A 964-nucleotide genomic window follows, 5' to 3' on the forward strand; every position below is an offset into this window, starting at 1 on the left:
TTTTGGAATCGAGAGTTGATCAAGAGCACTGTCGATCGCTGTTGTAAGTTCGTCGAGTGAGTCGAAAAAGCGGTTGCTGAGAGCTGCTTGGAGCTGTCTCCAGCATTCCTCGACAGGATTCAGTTCCGGCGAATATGATGGGAGCGTCACAAAGGCGAGGTCGTCACGGGCCGCGAGGTCCGTGACGGCCGATGCCTGAAAATACGGTGCTCCATCGAGAACGACAATCAAATCATCTTCAAATTCTTCACATAGTGCTAAAATGAAATGTTTTGCGTGATCAGCGGTAATGTACTCTGTAAATCGAGAGAAGAAGCGATCACCGTTTTCGGTGATCGCGCCCAGCAGACACGTCCAGTCCCGTTGACCAGATAATTCGACAGAAGGCCGCGTGCCGCGCGGAAACCACGCGGCACGCGGCTCAACTTGGACAGATTTCTTGGTTTGATCAATACAGACTACTGTGGCGTCCATTTCGCGCCGCTTTTTTTGATCTCGTCGTAAAACTCATCTTGCTCGTCTTCGTCGGATTCAGACGCTGAACGGCGTGGTTTTTGATAACTCAATCCCGCTTCTTTCAACAACCGCCGGCAGCTTGGGATTGAGTAGTCGACGCCGTACGTTTCTTCAAGATATTCTTGTGCGAGCGCCGGCGTCCACGCCGGCGCGTCAACGCCGATCTCTTCGGGTGATTCGTGGACTGTTTGTTCAAACTCTTGTTGCTGTTTTTCTGAGAGTTTTCGTTTCCGACCAGATCGGTGAGCATCTGTAACAGCTTGTTCAAGCGGTTCGTCGGTATCGAGTCGGTTGAGCCAGTTATAGATCGTTTTTCGCTCTGTGTCGTACCACTCGGCAAGTTCGGTTTGCGTGACGCCGTTTTTGTACGCGATCGCAGCTAACAGCCGTTGAGTCGGCTTGTTTCCATCAACATTGTCAAGCGCCTCTTGGAGTTCTTCGACGGAGA

Annotated in this window: 1 protein-coding gene; it reads right to left on the bottom strand. The window is 51.5% G+C overall.

Annotated features, from left to right (window positions below; genetic code table 11):
- Positions 1 to 964, bottom strand: a protein-coding gene (locus Z052_RS18940; RefSeq protein WP_099289362.1) for an IS630 family transposase whose coding sequence is annotated in 2 segments (ribosomal slippage) — positions 1 to 491 and positions 491 to 964 — 965 coding nt annotated over the 2 segments. Because the reading frame shifts where the segments join, the coding sequence is not laid out codon by codon here. This gene is flagged as partial in the annotation.

Origin of the sequence: Halorubrum sp. C191, from assembly GCF_002727095.1 — an archaeon.
Lineage (GTDB): Archaea > Halobacteriota > Halobacteria > Halobacteriales > Haloferacaceae > Halorubrum > Halorubrum ezzemoulense.